Annotated in this window: 11 protein-coding genes and 1 pseudogene; 3 read left to right on the top strand and 9 right to left on the bottom strand. The window is 73.0% G+C overall.

The annotated features are described in order from the left end of the window. Positions 1–128 precede the first annotated feature (128 nt). The 6 genes from LZG04_RS37570 to LZG04_RS37595 all read right to left on the bottom strand — a co-directional run bounded on the left by LZG04_RS37570 (position 129) and on the right by LZG04_RS37595 (position 7,039). Positions 129–1,739, bottom strand: a complete 1,611-nt coding sequence (locus tag LZG04_RS37570) for a serine/threonine-protein kinase (RefSeq protein ID WP_233826346.1) — start codon at positions 1,737–1,739, stop codon at positions 129–131. A gap of 111 nt (positions 1,740–1,850) precedes the next feature. Further along, a complete protein-coding gene (locus LZG04_RS37575; protein ID WP_233826348.1) occupies positions 1,851–3,197 on the bottom strand; it encodes a serine/threonine-protein kinase in 1,347 nt (448 codons plus the stop codon). A 376-nt stretch (positions 3,198–3,573) separates the two neighbouring features. Next, positions 3,574–4,503: a hypothetical protein gene (locus LZG04_RS37580; RefSeq protein WP_233826350.1), complete on the bottom strand. Its 930-nt coding sequence runs from the start codon at positions 4,501–4,503 to the stop codon at positions 3,574–3,576. A 157-nt stretch (positions 4,504–4,660) separates the two neighbouring features. Further along, complete coding sequence (locus LZG04_RS37585) at positions 4,661–5,446, bottom strand: hypothetical protein (protein WP_233826352.1); 786 nt, start codon at positions 5,444–5,446, stop codon at positions 4,661–4,663. 162 nt (positions 5,447–5,608) lie between these two features. Continuing rightward, entirely contained in the window at positions 5,609–6,514 is a 906-nt protein-coding gene (locus LZG04_RS37590) for a hypothetical protein (protein WP_233826354.1), read from the bottom strand. A gap of 210 nt (positions 6,515–6,724) precedes the next feature. Beyond that, the gene (locus LZG04_RS37595; protein ID WP_233826356.1) at positions 6,725–7,039 is read right to left on the bottom strand and encodes a hypothetical protein; all 315 of its coding nucleotides are present in this window, start codon (positions 7,037–7,039) and stop codon (positions 6,725–6,727) included. A 64-nt stretch (positions 7,040–7,103) separates the two neighbouring features. On the opposite strand from LZG04_RS37595, the gene LZG04_RS37600 reads away from it, so the two are divergent. Further along, positions 7,104–8,165, top strand: coding sequence for a histone deacetylase (locus LZG04_RS37600; protein WP_233826358.1), 1,062 nt, complete (start codon positions 7,104–7,106; stop codon positions 8,163–8,165). A 21-nt stretch (positions 8,166–8,186) separates the two neighbouring features. Here the strand turns inward: LZG04_RS37600 and LZG04_RS37605 are convergent. Then, positions 8,187–8,471 (bottom strand): annotated as a pseudogene (locus LZG04_RS37605) (chorismate mutase); the annotation flags it as partial. A gap of 210 nt (positions 8,472–8,681) precedes the next feature. On the opposite strand from LZG04_RS37605, the gene pcrA reads away from it, so the two are divergent. Beyond that, a complete protein-coding gene (gene pcrA, locus LZG04_RS37610) occupies positions 8,682–11,009 on the top strand; it encodes a DNA helicase PcrA (protein WP_233826362.1) in 2,328 nt (775 codons plus the stop codon). Positions 11,010–11,360: 351 nt separating this feature from the next. Here pcrA and LZG04_RS37615 read toward each other — a convergent pair whose 3' ends face one another. Beyond that, positions 11,361–12,080: a M23 family metallopeptidase gene (locus LZG04_RS37615; RefSeq protein WP_233826364.1), complete on the bottom strand. Its 720-nt coding sequence runs from the start codon at positions 12,078–12,080 to the stop codon at positions 11,361–11,363. 248 nt (positions 12,081–12,328) lie between these two features. After that, on the bottom strand, positions 12,329–13,345 hold the full coding sequence (locus tag LZG04_RS37620; RefSeq protein WP_233826366.1) for an alpha/beta fold hydrolase: 1,017 nt from the start codon (positions 13,343–13,345) through the stop codon (positions 12,329–12,331). 111 nt (positions 13,346–13,456) lie between these two features. Between LZG04_RS37620 and LZG04_RS37625 the strand changes: the two genes are divergently transcribed. Further along, positions 13,457–15,088, top strand: a complete 1,632-nt coding sequence (locus tag LZG04_RS37625) for a hypothetical protein (protein ID WP_233826368.1) — start codon at positions 13,457–13,459, stop codon at positions 15,086–15,088. Positions 15,089–15,308: the final 220 nt, after the last annotated feature.

Consider the following 15,308-nt stretch of genomic DNA (forward strand, 5'->3'; position numbering starts at 1 on the left):
GGCGTTACTGTGCACGGGAGGACCTCCGTGTGCCGATGGGATGCGTCAGACACATCCACTCCGCCCGGAGGTCCTCCCATGTTCAACCCGACACGCCGTCAACAACCTGATTAGTCACTACAGCTAGGTCACGCCTTGCCCATCGGGTCTTCCTTGTCGATGAGCAGGTACTCGCCCTGCCACTCCAGGGCGACCAGCTTGCGCTCCCGGCTGACCGTGCCGTCCTTCATGGTGTAGGTCAGCACGACCTCGTAGGCGTACGACGAGTTCTCCTTCATCTCGTCGAGGCTGACCGACTTGACCCGGTCCCACCAGGCCCGGAAGCCGTCGAGCCCGCCGCTGCTGCCCTTCATCTTCGCGCTCAGCCGGCTGAAACCGCCGTCCACGTCCTCCGGCATCACGGCGAAGTAGTCGCGGATCGCCTGCTGCTGCTGCGCGACCGTGGGCGAGGTGGTGACCTTGACCGGTGGGCCGACCGGCTTCTTCGACGGCGTCACCGACGCCTCGCCGCCCGCTTCCTGCGCCGTGCTCGTCGTGGAGGGGCCCGCCTGGTTGTTCGGCGTGCCCTCACCGTTGGAGAGGATGCTCGCCAACAGGATGCCCACGACGGCCGCGGCCGCGATGGCCAGCGCGGTGATCGCCGCCGACCGCTTGCTCCTGATCGGACCGCCGGACGGTCTGGACGCGCCGACCGGACGGGCGGGCGGGGGGTTGTGGCCGGCCTGCCCGTGGGCCACCGGTGGCGGGGTCGGGGCGGGCGCCACCCTCGTCGCGGAGTGCGGCGGGGTGTTCGGCGTGGCGGGCGGGCTGTTCTGGGCCGCCGGGGCCAACGCCCGGGTCGGCGGGGTCTGCACGGGCGCGCCCTGCCACGACGGCGGGTGGGTCTGCGGCAGCGCCACCGGGAACTCCGGTGCGGCCCGCCCGGCGGCCACCGCGGCCAGCGCCTCGCGGGCCTCGGCCATCGTCGGCCGGTCCTCGGGCTCGGCGCGCAGCAGGCGCATCAGCAGCGCGGTCAGCGGACCGGCCTGCTTCGGCGGCACCACCTTGCCCGACGCGACCTGGTGCAGCAGGGCGATGGTGTTCTCGTTCAGGCCGAACGGCGGCGCGCCCTCGATCGCCGCGTACAGCGTCGAGCCCAGCGAGAACACGTCCGACGGCGGGCCCGGGTCGTACCCCTTGGCCACCTCGGGCGCGAGGTAGGCGGGCGTGCCCGCGAGCATCCCGGTCGCGGTGACCGTGACGTCGCCGGTGGCCCGCGAGATGCCGAAGTCGGTGATCTTCACCGTGCCGTCGTTGCCGAGCAGGATGTTGCCCGGCTTGATGTCGCGGTGCACGATCCCCGCGTTGTGCGCGGCGGCCAGCGCGGAGGCGACCTGCGAGCCGATCGAGGCCACGTCGCGGGGCGGCAGCGTGCCGCGCTCCGACAGGGCCGTGGACAGGCTCTTGGACGGCAGGTACTCCATCACCAGCCACGGCTGGCCGTCGTCCTCCGCCACGTCGTAGACCGCGATCGCGTGCGGGTGTTGCAGGCGGGCGGCGATCCGGCCCTCGCGCATGGCGCGGCGCTTGGCCTCGTCCGTGTCGGACTCGGCCAAGCCGGGCTGGAGCAGCAGCTGCTTGACCGCGACCGTGCGGTGCAGTCGCTCGTCGTGCGCCTGCCAGACGATGCCCATCGCACCGCTGCCGATCCGCCGGCCAAGTCGGTAGCGGCCGGCAACCAGGCGGCCATCGTCGCTCACGGCGTGCTCCCAGTAGCTGCTAGGGCTTCATTCAGTGGCGAACGACAAGACGCCACTAGGACAAGAACGTTGCGTCACCCGAACGGGTTCGGCACCACCTTACGAGGTCCACTAACCGCCCGGCTTCACCGTGGGGGGTTGTGAGGGCGGCGTGGTGGTCGTGGTGGTCGTGGTGGTGGTCGTCGTGGTCGTCGTCGTGGTGGTGGGCGGCGGCGTGGTCGTCGTGGTCGTCGTGGTGGTCGTCGGCACGGTCGTCGTGGTCGGGTCGACCGTGACGGTCTGCGTCTCCACGGTCGTCGTCGGGGCCTGGGTCGTGGTCGTGGTGGTCGGCGTGGCCGAGGCCGAGCTCGACCCGCCCGCCGGCGGCGTGACCGGCTCCTTCCCGCCGAACCAGTCCAGCGCCACGGCCAGGAAGCCGAGCAGCAGCACGGCGCCCAGCACCACGGCGGCGATCACCAGCGGCCGGTTGTTCGACCGCTGCGGGGGCGGTGCGACCGGCGTCGCGCCACCCGTGGAACGCGGACCGGGCCGCACCACGCGGGTGCGGTCGGCGTCCAGGACGGTCGTGGCGCCCGCGGGGGCCGGCGCCAACCCCGGCGCGCCCGCGGCCGGCAGCAGGCCGGTGAGGCTGGGGTTGCGCCCGTGCGCGACCGCGCTGAGCATGTCGCGGGCCTGCGCCATGGTCGGCCGGTCGGCTGGGTCGTAGTTGAGCAGCCGCAGCAGCACGTCGGTCAACGGGTGGTCGACCGTCGGCGGGTTGATCCGACCCGCCGCGACGGCGTGCAGCACGCCCAGGGTGTTCTCCGACAGCCCGAACGGCGGCTCGCCCTCGACCGCCGCGTACAGCGTCGAGCCGAGCGAGAACACGTCCGAGGCGGGCGTCGGGTCCTGGCCGCGCGCGATCTCCGGGGCCAGGTAGGCGGGGGTGCCCGCGATCAGGCCGGTCTTGGTGACCGTGACGTCGTCGCTGGCCCGGGAGATGCCGAAGTCGGTGATCTTCACCAGGCCGTTGTCGGCCAGCAGCACGTTGCCGGGCTTGACGTCGCGGTGCACGATCCCGGCGGCGTGCGCGGCGGCCAGCGCGGCGGCGGCCTGCATGCCGATCTGGGCCACCTCGACCGGGTCGAGCGGACCGTGCTCGGCCATCGTGTCGGCCAGGCTGTAGGACGGCAGGTACTCCATGACCAGGCACGGAGCGCCGTTCTCCTCCACGACGTCGTAGACGGCGATGGCGTTGGGGTGGTGCAGCTTGGCGGCGATGCGGCCCTCGCGCATGGCGCGCTGGATCGCCTCGTCCTGCTCGCGCTCGTCCAGGCTCGGCGCCAGCAGCAGCTGCTTGATCGCCACGATCCGGCCCAGGCGCTCGTCCTGGGCACGCCACACGATGCCCATCGCACCGCTGCCGATCCGGTCCAGGAACCGGTAGCGCTCGGCGATGACGCGACCGTCGTTGCTCACCGGACCACCTCGCTGGGGCGCTGCGTGACCGCGGCAAGGGCAGCAGGTCTCACGCTCGGGCTCCTCGTCGTGCGGATCGGTGCGCGGAACAGGCTAGGCCACCGCTCGCCCGCAGAGCCTACCTCGGCCGTGACGACGCCTTTCGAGCCGTTGCGCAGGTCACGTGAGCCGAGGGGTGACCGGGAAGGGATACCGGATACCGGCCCGTAAGGACACCCGTTTGCACGAAGATCGCCAGGATTGGGGCCGAACGGGCTAACTGCCCGGTGCGGCACCCGTTCGGGTGATCCGATCGGTGCGCCCCGCCCGCACGGACAGGGCGGACCCGCCGCTCGGTCGCGCCGAGCGGCGGTGTGGCGGGACGGCGGTGCGGAGGTCAGTTGGCCGGAGCGAAGAAGTCGAACCCGCCGAGGGGGTTCAGGATCTTGCCCAGGTCGAGGTCCAGGTCGATGCCGGAGCCCTCACCGGGGGACGGCGTGGTGCTCGGGGTGGACGAGGACGGCGGCGTGGAGGACGACGGCGTGGAAGACGACGGCGGCTGCGAGCTGCTGCTCGGCGGCGGAGGCGTCGTGGTGCTCGTCGTGGGCGCGGGGGTCGTCGTCTGCGGGCTGCTGGAGCTCGGCGGCTGCGTGGTCGTGCTCGTCGGCGCCTGCTGCTGGGCCTGCGGCTGCGTCGTGGTCGTCGTCTGCTGCGTGGCGGGGCGCGGCGCGCGCTGGGTCGTCGTCTCCGGCGTCTGCTCGGGCGTCGTGGTGGTGGTCTCGGCCTGCGTCTGCTGCGCCTGCTGCTGGGCGGCCGCGGCGGCGAGGTCCTTGGTGAGCGTGTTGGTGGCGCGGGCCGCGGGGCGGGCGTCGAAGCGCACCTCCGCCAGCGGGCGCTCGTCCGGGGACGACATCAGGTTGGTCGCGGTGAACGCGACGGTGCCCGCGAGCACCACGCCGCCACTGGCCATCGCCACGAGCTTCGGCACGGAGAACCCGCCGCCGCGCTCCTCCTCACCGGCGCGCCCCTCGCGGCGCAGCAGCTCGGTGACGTGCAGCTCGCGGCCCGAGAGGTTCGCCGCGCCGGCCGCGAGGACGGCCGCCGGGAAGCGCACGGTCTCCTCGTCGTCGGTGTGCCCGGGGTGCCGCCCGGCCCGGGCGCCGGTCGCGCCGAGCGCGCCGCGGGAGCCGGTGGTCCGGTCGCCTGCTTCGCCGGTGGTGATCCGGGGGATCGGCTGCGTCTCCGCCTCGCGCCTGGCGAGCAGGTCGGCCACCGACAGCTTGACTGTCGAGCCATCCTGCCGACGGCGTTTGTCGTCGTTCGACACCGATGGACACCTTTCCCGGAGTGGCGTTGCGCTACTGACCGGGACCATGGATACCGAATCGTGACCGTCTTCGTAACCCCTTTGAGTGAAGTTTCCTACGAGATCAGGGGTTACTTGAACACAGGGTGAACAGTTCCCGCTTGATCGCTACTCAGAGTCAACGACGCTGGGCCGATAGAACCTCGGTCGCCACGATGCGCGGGACGCTCGTGTCGGTCAACCGGAAAAGCTGCTCGACGCGCAGCCACCGACCGGTCCGCTCCTGCATCGACACCACCGCGACCACCGCGCCGTCCGGCCGCAGTGAGGTCGACTCGATCGTGATCGCCTGCACGTGGCCCCACGACGCGACGAAGTCCCGCGCGCTGCCGCCGAGCAGCTCGGGCGACAGCATCCGGGACGCCTCGGCGGGCCGGGCAGGCAGCAGCTCGAAGAACCGCCGCACGATGTCCACCTGCGGTTGCGGGCCGACGTCGACCTGGCGCGGCGGCACCATCACCGGCGACTCCAGCGGCACGTCGACGACCGGCGGCGCGGCCTGCCGGGCCGCGGCGGGCACCTGCTCGGGCCGCTCTCCGGCCAGTTCCGCCGACAGCAGGTCCGGGCGCAGCGCGGACGACCCGGTGATCGAGCCGGGCGGCTCGACCAGCGGCTGGTCGGGTCCACCGGGGCGGTTGCCCGCCAGCACCGAGGCGGCCGCGATCGAGGCGAGCAGCACGATCGCCCCGGTGGTCACACCGGCGAGCTTCGCCGTGCGGGTGGGGCGCCTGCCGGACGGCACCGGGTCGTGCTCCTCGCGCGGCGGATCGCCGGCCGGGCCGTGGGTGGTGGCCTGCTCGCGGGTCCGGACCCGCGCCGGCGACGGCTGCTTCCTGATCAGCTCCGCCACCGTGACCGAACCCGCGCGGTTGTGCCTGCGACCGCTCGTCGTAGGGCGCTGCACTGGCGACTCCCTCGGTCGTCTCGTCGCCAGCACTCGTACCGTGGTGGACCAGCGAGAAGCCAGCTCAGCGTGGGAGTTCACTCGTTCGTGGCGGCCAGTGGTCGAAACCCGTCGCTCGATCGGACGAAGGGCTACGGAACGACGCCCACCCGGGGTGCGGGTTCAGGCGCCGGCGGCCGGCCGTTCGGCATCGATCAGCGGCACGCCGCGGGTGGTGAACACCAGCTCGCGCCTCTCCAGCGTCCGCGACCCGTCCTCGCGGGTCACCTCCAGCGTGCTGACCGTGATGCCGCGCGTCGCGTCGACGGTGATCTCGCGCACCTCGATCAGCGACACGTCGGCGAACTCGTGCGAGACCAGCACCTCGCCCGCCAGCCGGAACGTGTCCGACACCAGCGACATCGCGCTATCGGAGTTGGTCGCGACGCCTTCGTAGAACAGCTCGGTGTGCTCCGCGATGGTCTCCGCGTCCACGATCGGCTGCGCGCCCGGGGGCACCGCGGTGACCAGCACGGGCGCCTGGGGCCCCGGCGTGCCCGCGGGGCGGTCGATCGCGGAGCCGCGATCCGGCGTGGCCCGCTCACCGCCGGTGGCGGCCACGATGCCGTTCGCCAGGGCCTCGGCGGGCTGGCGGTGCGGCGTCGTCGGCGGCGGCGCGGCCGGGGTGGGGGTGGGGAAGCCGCTGAGCAGCGGCACGTCGGTCGGGTAACCGGGCAGGCCGATGCGCTCGGTCGGGCCGTTGGTGCCGACCAGGCTGGACGCCGCGACCGCCAGGCCGACCAGCACGCCCGCCGACGACAGCACGGCGAACCAGGCGGCCAGCTTCCACGTCCGGGGCGGTGTCACGGACGCGGGCACGAGCCCGATGTTGAACTTGCGCAACCCCATGGCGTCGGTGTCGACGAACGGGTCCGGCGGTGGAGGTGGCGCGGGCGGTGGTGCGGGCACCAGCGGCACCGGCGCGCCGCCGAGCGGTGTGTGCTCCAGCTCCCCGCCCATGGGCAGCCAGATCGCCGCCCCGTCCTCAAGCCGATGCCGGCCCGACCGCTCCGGTTCCCCGATGTCCATGCTGTGCAGACCCCTCCCGCCCCCCGACCTGACGGCCCTCGCGGTTTCTCACCCTGCTGGGTCGAACTCACCGGGTGGGTTCCAGTGGCGCGGGGAAGTGGGGGTGGGACGTCGAGGACCCCGCCGCTGCCTCAGCGTAGGTGCAGGGTGCACGTAGAGCTGCGCAGATCAGCCTTGTGGGGCTGATCGACACACGTAAGAGTGAACCTTTCAGCTGCCGCTGTTCAGCTTCTTCCTGGTGCCCTGGAGGGCGTTGGTGGCGGCCAGGCCGGCGCCGCCCGCGATCAGCGCGCCGATGATGTCGCCCGAGACGCCGTCGCCCGAGGTGATCAGCAGGCCGACGAGCGCGATGATCGTCGTCACCCCGGCGAGGGTCCACCGGCTGCGCACGTACTGGGCGATGGGCGCGCCCGCGGCGCGCTTGGACTTGGCGGCGGAACCCAGCATCGCGAGGTACCCGTCGTGCGCCAGCGCGGCGAGCACACCCAGGATCGCGATGAGGCCCGTGATGAGACCGATGACCATGACAACAGTGTGCCCGCGCGCAAACCCGCTGGACCATCCGTGATCGCCCTGATATCTCCCCGGGATGGAGGTCTTCTGGCACGACGCCTGCCTGGAGCACGACACCGGCACGGGGCTGTGGGAGCTGCCCGGCCGGTGGGACTGGCTCGACGCGCCCGAACCGCACCCGGAGAACGCGGCCCGGCTGCGCACGTTCCGGCACGCGCTGCGGCACGGCCCGGTCGCGCCGCACCTGTCGTGGTCGACGGGCCGGTTCGCCGACGACGAGGAGCTCGCCCGCGTGCACACCCCGTCCTACCTGGCCGGACTGCGCGCCGCGTGCGAGCGCCGCACCGCCGTCGAGGTCAACACCGTCGTCGGCCCCGGCTCGTGGGACGCGATCCGCGCCGCCGCGGGCACGGCGCTGGCGGCGCACGACGCGGTCGCCACCGGCCGCACGCGCCTGGCCTACGCCCTGGTCCGCCCGCCCGGCCACCACGCCCAGCCGGACCTGGCCGACGGGTACTGCCTGGTCAACAACGCCGCGCTGGTCGCCGAGACGGCCCGGCGCGCGGGCCGTCGGGTCGCCGTCCTGGACTGGGACGTGCACCACGGCAACGGCACGCAGGAGGTGTTCCGCGACACCGACGACGTGCTCACGGTGTCGGTGCACATGCGGCACGGCCCGTGGGGCGCCAACCACGCCCAGACCGGCGCGCCGGCCGAGTCGAGCCCCTCGAACATCAACGTCGAGCTGTCCCTGGGCGCGGGCGACGAGGCCTACCGGCGGGCGCTGGCGGAGATCGCGTTCCCGGCGCTGGCCGAGTTCGGCGCGGACTTCCTGGTCTGCGCGTCCGGCTTCGACGGGTCGGCGTTCGACCCGAACGGCAGGCACAACCTCACCGCCGCCGGCTACCGGTGGATCGGCCGGGCGGTGTCGGGGCTGGGCCTGCCGACCGTGCTCACGCAGGAGGGCGGCTACCTGCGCGGCTACGCGGCCCTGTGCCTGCACGCGCTGGTGGAGGGCCTGCTCGACCTGGACCTGCTGGAGGACCCGCTGGCCTACGTGCCGGACGACACCCAGCTGGTGGCCGCCGACCTGGCCGAGGCCAGGGCCGCGCTCACCGGCTGGGCGTTCGCCCGCTGACCGACCGGGTCCGGGGCACCCCTACCGGCCGAGGTGGCCGCGGCCCAGCTTGAGCAGGATCATCGCCAGGTCGCGGCCGTCCGGGCCGAGCTCCTTGTACCGGTTGATCACGTCGATCTCCCGGTTGTGCACGATCCGGGTGCCGCCGGCGGCCATCCGCGCCGCGCCGATGATCTTGGAGACCTCGACCCGCCGCTTGACCAGCCGCAGCAGCTCCGCGTCCAGGTGGTCGATCTCCTGGCGCAGCGCGTCGATGTCCGGGTTGGTGTCGGTCTCCGGGGCGGTTTCGGTGCTGTTCATCGTGACGACCTCTCGACTCTGGTTGGAGTCCCAGCCCTGGCAGCAGCGAAGCCCCGGGGTCCGAGGACTCCGGGGCTTCGTGGTGGCTTGTCGGCGCTAGCGGTCCACGGGAGCCGGAGTCCGGTTCCCGTAAAAAAACTCGAAGTGGGCCATGCGCACCGCCTCATCATGCCACAGCCCCGGGCTGTCGGTGCCACCCGGTAACGTGGACAGGCGATGAGCGCCTTGTTCGACTTGCCCTCAAGTCCCCCCGCCTCCCGGCCGAGCGGTTCCCGCTCGGCGCGGCTGCTCGAAGACCTGAACCCGTCCCAGCGCCGGGCCGTCGAGCACTCGGGCGCCCCGCTGCTGGTCGTCGCGGGTGCGGGCTCGGGCAAGACCCGCGTGCTCACCCGACGCATCGCCTACCTGCTCGCCGAGCGCGACGTGCACCCCGGCGAGGTCATGGCGATCACCTTCACCAACAAGGCCGCCGCCGAGATGAAGGAACGCGTCGCCGACCTGGTCGGCGCGCGGGCCCGCTCGATGTGGGTGTCCACGTTCCACTCGATGTGCGTGCGGGTGATGCGCCGCGAGGCCAAGACCCTCGGCATGTCGTCCAACTTCTCGATCTACGACTCCGACGACACCCGCCGGCTCATCACGCTGGTGGCGCGCGACCTCGACCTGGACCCCAAGCGCTACCCGGCGCGCACGCTGGCGATCCACATCTCGAACCTGAAGAACGAGCTGGTCGACGCCGCCACCGCCAAGGAGCGCGCGGCCAACGACCTGGAGCGCCGCGTCGCCGAGGTCTACGAGGGCTACCAGCGCAGGCTCGGCGACTCGAACTCGCTCGACTTCGACGACCTGATCATGCGGACCGTCGAGCTGCTGCAGAACCACCCGGACGTGGCCGAGCACTACCACCGCCGGTTCCGGCACGTGCTGGTCGACGAGTACCAGGACACCAACCACGCCCAGTACACCCTGGTCCGGGAGCTGATCGGCACGGGCGCCGACGGCGTGCCGCCGGGCGAGCTGTGCGTGGTGGGCGACGCCGACCAGTCCATCTACGCCTTCCGCGGCGCCACGATCCGCAACATCGTGGAGTTCGAGCGGGACTACCCGCAGGCCACCACGATCCTGCTGGAGCAGAACTACCGGTCCACGCAGACGATCCTGAGCGCGGCGAACGCGGTCATCTCGCGCAACCCCAACCGCCGGGACAAGCGGCTGTGGAGCGACCTGGGCGACGGCGAGAAGATCGTCGGCTACGTCGCCGACAACGAGCACGACGAGGCGCAGTTCGTCGCGAACGAGATCGACCGGCTGGTCGACAGCGGCGAGGCGAACAACGGCGAGATCGCCGTGTTCTACCGCACCAACAACCAGTCGCGCGTGTTCGAGGAGATCTTCATCCGCCTCGGCCTGCCCTACAAGGTGGTCGGCGGCGTCCGGTTCTACGAGCGGCGCGAGGTGCGCGACGCGCTGGCCTACCTGCGGGCGTTGTCCAACCCCGACGACACGGTGTCGCTGCGGCGCATCCTCAACGTGCCCAAGCGGGGCATCGGCGAACGCGCGGAGGCGTGCGTGTCGCTGCACGCCGAGCGCGAGCGGATCGGCTTCGCGGCGGCGTTGCGCGACGCGGTGGCGGGCAAGGTGGCGCTGCTCAACCCGCGGTCGCGCAACGCGATCGCCGGCTTCGTCGAGATGATGGACGAGCTGGGCGAGCTGGTCGAGCGCGGCGACGACGTGGCCGACATCCTGGAAGCGGTGCTGGAGAAGACCGCCTACCGGGCCGAGCTGGAGGCCAGCGAGGACCCGCAGGACCACACCCGGGTCGAGAACCTGAACGAGCTGGTCACCGTGGCCCGCGAGTTCACCGACCTCGGCACGGCGGTCCCCGTGCCCGATGAGGACGAGGGGCTGCCCGCCGAGGGTTCGCTGGCCGCGTTCCTGGAGCGGGTGTCGCTGGTCGCGGACGCCGACTCGGTGCCCGACGCGGAGTCCGACGGCGTGGTCACGCTGATGACGCTGCACACCGCCAAAGGCCTGGAGTACCCGGTGGTGTTCTGCACCGGCTGGGAGGACGGCGTCTTCCCGCACCTGCGGGCCCTGGGCGACCCGACGGAGCTGGCCGAGGAACGCCGCCTGGCCTACGTGGGCATCACGCGCGCCCAGCAGCGGCTGTACCTGTCGCGGGCGCTGGTGCGCTCGGCGTGGGGCCAGCCGTCGGCGAACCCGGCGTCGCGGTTCCTGGACGAGATCCCGGCCGACCTGCTCGACTGGCGGCGGGTGGAGCCCAAGCGCACCGCGCCGTCCGCGCCGACGTCGTGGAGCCGCGGTTCGGGTCCGTCGCGGCCGGCGCCGACGAACGCGGCGTGGAAGGACACGCCCGCGCTCAAGCTGGACGTGGGCGACCGGGTGAGCCACGACAAGTACGGGCTCGGCCGCGTGGTGGCCGTGGACGGCTCGGGGCCCCGGGCGACGGCCACGATCGACTTCGGCGGCGCGGGGACGGTGCGGCTGATGCTCATCGGCGGCGTGCCCCTCGTGAAGCTCTGAGGCGCGCTCAGCCGCCGTTCGTCGTCTTGCGCGTGTAGAGGTGACCGGTCGACCCCTGGAGGTCGACCGGTGTTCACCCGAACGTGGCCGAATTCCCGCGCAACCCGAATCGGGTCCGTGCGTCTCTAGAGGTGTCACAAGCGGGAAGGCCGGGTCATTCGGGGTGAACCGGCCGGAGGGAGCCGCTTGACGGCAGCAGGGGGGCCTACGGGGGTAGGCAGGACGCGGGAGCCGTGTCGGGGCGGCGACCGTGCGAGGGGATCACCTTCGGGGGGCGGTTCCACACAGTGGAAGGGCCGGGCTGCTCAGCAGCCCGGCCCTTCTTTTGCGCTGTCGACGAGCCCGATCGGCTCAGACGCTGATGCCCTTGGAGTTCAGCCAGCTCAGCGGGTTGATCTTCTTGCCGTCCGGGTTCCAGACCTCGAAGTGCAGGTGCGGGCCGGTGGAGAAGCCGCGGTTGCCCATGCGGGCGATCTGCTCGCCCGCCAGGACCCGCTGGCCCTTCTCGACGGAGTAGGTGTCCACGTGGCCGTAGACGGTGGTGGAGCCGTCGGCGTGCTGGACCTTGACCCAGAGGCCAAAACCACTTGCCGGACCGGCCTCGACCACGACACCATCCGCGGCGGACAGGATCGGCGTGCCGATGGGGCCCGCGATGTCGATGCCGTAGTGCATCTCGCCCCAGCGGCCACCCCACCCGGAGGTGAACTGGCCCGCGGCGGGACGGGCGAACTTGGGTCGACGCGCCTCGGCCTCTTCGGCCTCGCGGGTCTCGGTGATGTGCTGGCTCTTGACGAGCTTCTGCGCCTCGGCGGCGGGGTCGACCGTCTTGGCGACGGGCAGGACCTGCGGGGAGGCGGGGCCGGTGCCACCGACGCCGAACGCGGCGGCGCCGTCGGCGGCGGCGTTCGCGAGCGGGGTGACCTCGTCGGCCTGCGACGGCGACTCGGAGCCCAGCGCGTGCAGCGTCTGCCCTGCGCCTGCGGCGGCGAACGCGCCGACGGCGACCGCGGCGACCACGATCCGTCCGCGCAGCGCCGAGGGCGGGGGCGGGAGCCGGTGCGTGCTCACCGTGCGCGTCGAAGCGCGGTCTACCGCTTCTTCGAGCACAGCAGAACTCGTATGGCCGCCGGGGGAGCGGTGTTGAGACAAAACCTGGCCTTCCGTCTTCGGGGAGTCCGGTCGGACTACCGGGCGGGGGATCCCGGTTGAGCCGGTCGGGGTACCGGCTCGGCGTCCTGCTTGTGACCAGACCGTGACAACGGACCGGGGGAAGATAACGGCGCGGAGCCCTTAAGGGCAATCCCCGAGGGCGATGACTACCGTTTAGCGGTCAGTGGGACACCCTCGCGTATGACCGGTGACTCACGGTCATGATCCGGCGCGGAAAACCCCTCGGGTACAGGCACGATGGGGTGTACCGGGTTGTCATCTGAACGTGTGATGGCGGTCACGATGAGGCGAAGTGCGCGTGAATCAATCGGTAGCGAAAGGTGACCTGAATCACGTATCCGGTGCTCCTCGACGACCAACGCGGGGTGCTCCAACCGGGCGTTCCGCTGCGGCACGACCACCTGGTCCATCTCGCTCCACACCACGACGAACCGCGTGCGGCACGGTCGGGACGGTCCGGCCAATTCGGACAACAGGTCCGACCCCGGCCTCAACTGCCTGGTCAGCGACGTGGGCGCCAGGTAAGCGGTCAGCGTGCCCTGGTGCGGGGTGCCCAGGGTGACCAGCGTGCGCACCCGCGCGTCCCCGCCGAGCCGCTGCACGTAATAACGGGCGATGAGACCACCCAACGAGTGCCCGACCACGTGCACGTGGTCGGACCCGGTCTCCGCGCAGATCCGCTCGACGTGCTCCCCGAGCAGCGCCGCCGACCGCCGGACGTCCCCCGCCACCGCGGTCAGCACGCTGTAGTTCACCGCGTGCACCAGGCCGAAGCCACGCCTCCGCAGCGCCCCCGACAGCACTGCGAAGGCGGACCGGTTGTCCCCGATGCCGTGCACCAGCACGATGGGGGTGCCCGCGGTCTCCATCGACGAAACCACGAGGCCCCGCTGGCGGGGCGACAGGTGGTCGGTGCGGTAGGCGCGCAGGTGCCCGTCCGGCTTCACCCGCTCCTCCACCACGCCCCACGGGTAGAGCACGGTGCGCGCGGCGAGCCAGGCGGCCTCCACGGCGACGCCGCGCACCCCGCCGGGCGAAGCGGCCGCCCGGAGCAGGCCGCCCGCGAGGCCCACGGCCTCCTCGGCGACACCCAGCCCGGCGTCCACGCCGGAGCCGACCCGGTCGGCCCAGGTCCGCACGAGCCGCCGCGCCGCGTCGCCCACAGGGCCGAAGGTAAGTGATGCCCCCACCGGGCAGCAGTACCCGATGCCGGATGTTCACAACCGCGACCGGCCGACCGTCGCCACCGGCCCCGCTTTGCTAGCGTCCGACCGGTGACCCGAACCGCTGAACCGGTCTCAACGGCCCCCACGAGACTGCGGACGGCGGTGGGGGTGGCCGCGGCGGGCGCGCTGCTCACCGCGGTGGCCCCGGCCGTCGGTGTGGTCGACGGCTCCGCGCCGCCCGCGTTCACCTCCTGGCCGTTGCTGGCGCCGCTCGCCCTGCTGCCCACGGCCCTGGCCGCGCTGTTCCTGGTCCGCGGTCAGGTGCTCACCGCCGCCGCGGCCCTCGTCGCGCCCGCCGTGTTCGCCGTCGGCCGGTTGCTCGGCGACCTCCAGCTGCTCGTCGACCCCGTCGACGCGGCACGCCCCGAGCTGCTGCGCCTGACGAGCCTGCACCCGCCCGCCCCCGCGACGGGCCTGTGGCTGCTGCTGGCCGGGCACGTCCTGCTCGTCGCGGCGGGCGCGCTGGCGACCCTCGGCGCGGAACCGGACGTGCGCAGCGAGCGGGCGAGCTTCGCCCTGCCCGCCACGGCGGGCGCGGTCGCGGGCCTCGGCCTGTTCACCGCGCCGTTCACCTCGTCCGACGCCCTGATCCCGGCCCGCGGCGCGGTCGACTCACCCACGCTGCCGATGCTCGGCGGCCTCGTGCTCACGCTGGCCGCGCCCGCGCTGGCCGTCCTCGCCGCCAGCGCCACCACCCGGGAGGCGCGCCAGGGCGGGCTGCTCGGCCTCGCCGCCGTGCTGCTGTCCGTCGCGCTGCCGCCGGTCGTCACCGCCTTCGCGGTCGACGCCGCGGGCCCGGCCGTCGGGCCGTTCCTGGTCCTGGCCGCCGCCGTCGCGCTCGCCCGGCCCCAGCGGGCCGTGGAGAACCGCGAGGACACCGGGCCGCACGACGTCGAACTGCCGGGCCGACGCCGCCTGCACGTCATCGCCGCCGTGCTGGGCCTGGTCGCCGCCGCGGCCGCCGCCGTGGGCGCGTCGACCGACCTGCTGGTGCTGCCCGACGGTTCCTCGCCGCCCGCCGACTACGCGGCGCGCCTGCTCTGGCCCGCCGCCGTCGCCACCGGCGCGCTCGCCGCCGCGCTGTTGGCCAAGGCCGCCGTGCGACCGGCGTTCACCGTCGTCACGGCCACCGTCCCGCTGGGCGCGGCGGTCGCGCTCGACGCCGTCTTCGCCGCGACCAAGGTCGACGTCGTGCAGCCGGGCGTCGGCGTCTGGTTCACCGCGGGCTCGCTCGTCGCCGCGGCGGCCGCCGCCGTCACCGCCGCCCTGGCCGGCGCGGTCGAGCGGGACGAGGTGGGCACGGCCACGACCGAACCGCCGCTGCCCCTGGTCGCCGCCACCCTGATCGCGGTGCTGCTCGCGCTCGGCGCGTTCGCGCTGCCCGTGCTGCAGGCGCCGGACTACGTGCCGATCGGGGCGTTCGGGCTGCGCGTCGGCTCGTTCGGCCTCCTCGTGGCGCTGCTCGCGGTCGTGGTCGCCGGGGTCGTCGCGCTCAAGGCCCGGCCGGGCCGCGGCGCGGCGCTGCTGCTCGGTGCGGCGGTCGTGACGGCGGTCCGCGCCTGGGAGTACCCGCTCACCGCGGCCCGCGCCGCCGAGGCCGCGCCCGGACCGGGGCTCTGGCTCGCCGCCGCCGCGACCGCCGCGTTCATCGTGGCGGGCGCGCTGCGGACCGCGCGCTGAATCGGTCATCCAAAACCCGGCCCGCCGGGGCGTGGTGATCGACCTCACCACCTCTATGACGGAGTTCACGGGCGTGGGGTGCGGTGGAGTCCGGGCTGGTCGATAGTGTCTTGCGAAGCCGCGTCGAGCCGGTCCCCCACGGCTGTGCCGGCGTTCCAGGTGATGCCTGGTACGTGTGGGCACCAGGCTCCAGCCTGGAGCGCCGGACCTGGAGTGGACC

The organism is Saccharothrix sp. S26, from assembly GCF_021390395.1.
GTDB lineage: Bacteria > Actinomycetota > Actinomycetes > Mycobacteriales > Pseudonocardiaceae > Actinosynnema.

What these genes read in the sequence shown, in the direction of transcription:
- LZG04_RS37590 (WP_233826354.1), bottom strand. Translation starts at nt 6,514, where the DNA reads ATGGACATCGGGGAACCGGAGCGGTCGGGCCGGCATCGGCTTGAGGAC.
- LZG04_RS37595 (WP_233826356.1), bottom strand. Translation starts at nt 7,039, where the DNA reads ATGGTCATCGGTCTCATCACGGGCCTCATCGCGATCCTGGGTGTGCTC.
- LZG04_RS37600 (WP_233826358.1), top strand. Translation starts at nt 7,104, where the DNA reads ATGGAGGTCTTCTGGCACGACGCCTGCCTGGAGCACGACACCGGCACG.
- pcrA (WP_233826362.1), top strand. Translation starts at nt 8,682, where the DNA reads ATGAGCGCCTTGTTCGACTTGCCCTCAAGTCCCCCCGCCTCCCGGCCG.